Consider the following 2,328-nt stretch of genomic DNA (forward strand, 5'->3'; position numbering starts at 1 on the left):
ATTCTATAATAATCAATTGAGAAAATATCGTAAATTTGAGATAATTTGGTTATATGAATCGGAATTTAAAATGTAATACAGGATATGTATTACTATAGATATCGTAGAAGGGGGAGGAGAAATATAGTGAATTCATGGGGAAGACCTAGAATGAAAATCCAAAAAACAAAAAGTGAATGGATTTGGGATATCATTGGATATTCATTTTTCTTAGGATCAATAATTTTTTTGATCACCATTTGGGGAGGATTACCTGAGGAAGTACCGGGACATTATAACGCAAATGGGGTTGTAGATCGCTGGGGGTCAAAATGGGAACTTTTGATTCTACCAGGAATCGGGACATTTATACTACTTTTAATGCAGACTTTAGAGAAGTTTCCAGAAGTTAATAACTATCCACAAAGGCTTAATGAATCGAATGCTAAGCAGTTTTATTTAAATAGCCGAAAAATGATTAATCAATTAAAAAATGTTTGTTTAGTTATTTTTGCTTTAATCCAATTTGAGACAATTTCAATAGCTTTAGGTTGGAGCGGGGGTTTAGGTAAATTATTTTTACCAATAATAATTATCGGAACAGTTATTCCAATTGTTATAGGAATAATAAGGCAACGGAAAATTAAATAATACGGAGTGAATAAACATTCTAATTTATGACGTTATTTCGTTAGCGGGCGCTATTATGGGATGCAATTTAGAATTTTAAATGAATTTATTATAAATTTCGTATAGGGAAGTTTTTTTAATCAAAAATTAAACAACTTTATTTTACCTCCATCCTAATTTTAGGACGGGGGTATGCGTGTTTGCGGTTTTAAAATTTATTAACTTTAATGTCTTTCTACAGGGGGATACCAAAAATGAAATTTTAAAATTTCATTCACCGTATTAAAAATAAATTTTAAAATTCATAAAGGAAATATAAAGTAGGTTGTTGTATATGTACGATAACAGGAAACTTTTCACATACTAAACATATACTTTAAATAAACCGACAGTCGGTCCGTAGGAAGGAGTACATGAATGAGGATCGTAAAAGAATATGGGGAGCGTAGAAATGAAATTTTAGAAACTGCTGAACGTTTGTTTGTTACAAAAGGGTATACGAAAACGACAGTAAATGACATTTTAAAAGAGATTGGTATAGCAAAGGGGACGTTTTATCATTATTTTAAGTCGAAAGAAGAAGTAATGGATGAAATTATTATGAGGATTATTAAAGCGGATGTTGCTAAAGCGAAAGCAATTGTCTCTAACCCTAATATCCCAGTTTTGGATAAGTTATTTCAAGTTTTAATGGAACAATCACCAAAATCAGGAGATGTAAAAGATAAAATGATTGAACAATTTCATCAGCCAAATAATGCGGAAATGCATCAAAAAAGTATAGTACAATCAATTATTCATTTATCTCCTGTTTTAGCAGAGATTTTAGAACAAGGAATCGCTGAAGGCATATTTTCTACTCCATACCCACAAGAAACGATTGAATTATTACTCTCTTCAGCACAAGTCATATTTGATGAGGGTTTATTCCAATGGAAGCCGGAAGAAATGATGAGGAGGGCTAAAGCTTATATCAAAATGATGGAAGCATCTGTTGGAGCGAAAGAGGGAGCCTTTGATTACATGGTGGAGGTTTTAATCAAACAGAAATAATAATTTTCTGTTTGGATATTATCGACCGACAGTCGGTCTGAATCGAATGAAAGGTGTGATAAGGATGTCAGCTAGTATAAGGTCTTCGATGAAAGATTTTCACTTAATGGTGAGTGGACAAATTATTACTATTTTAGGTTCAACACTTGTACGTTTTGCCCTGTCATTATATGTGCTAGATATAACAGGGCGTGCTGATATATTCGCAGGATTATATGCGGTAACGAGTATTCCGTTTTTACTAGCTCCTCTCGGCGGAGCGATAGCAGATCGTTTCAATCGCCGTAATTTAATGGTTATTTTTGACTTTATCAACGCTGCGATTGTATTAAGCTTTATAGTTTTGTTATTTACTGGACCTGTATCTATTATATTGATTGGAACAATTATGTTTTTACTAGCAGTCGTTAGTGCAATGTATTCACCTGTTGTAATGGCGAGTATTCCGCAATTAGTTCCAGAGAATAAGTTAGAGCAAGCGAACGGTATCGTAAATGGTGTGCAATCATTGTCAAATATAGTTGCTCCTGTATTTGGAGGAATATTGTACGGCATAATTGGTTTGAAAATGCTCGTAATAATAAGTTGTCTTGCTTTCTTTTTATCTGCGATTTTAGAAATGTTTATTAAAATACCTTTTATAAAAAGAGCACGAGAAAGCCATAT

The 2,328-nt window shown here is 32.7% G+C and carries 3 protein-coding genes; all 3 read left to right on the forward strand.

What is annotated here, in order from left to right:
- Positions 1-150 precede the first annotated feature (150 nt).
- Complete coding sequence (locus AB3X49_RS21615) at positions 151-630, forward strand: DUF1648 domain-containing protein (protein WP_367964654.1); 480 nt, start codon at positions 151-153, stop codon at positions 628-630.
- 396 nt (positions 631-1,026) lie between these two features.
- Complete coding sequence (locus AB3X49_RS21620; protein WP_367964650.1) at positions 1,027-1,662, forward strand: TetR/AcrR family transcriptional regulator; 636 nt, start codon at positions 1,027-1,029, stop codon at positions 1,660-1,662.
- 46 nt (positions 1,663-1,708) lie between these two features.
- Positions 1,709-2,328 (forward strand): MFS transporter (locus AB3X49_RS21625; RefSeq protein ID WP_367964652.1); only part of this gene is annotated, 620 nt, incomplete at its 3' end.

It is taken from the genome of Bacillus sp. C30 (assembly GCF_040838255.1).
GTDB lineage: Bacteria > Bacillota > Bacilli > Bacillales > Bacillaceae_G > Bacillus_A > Bacillus_A mycoides.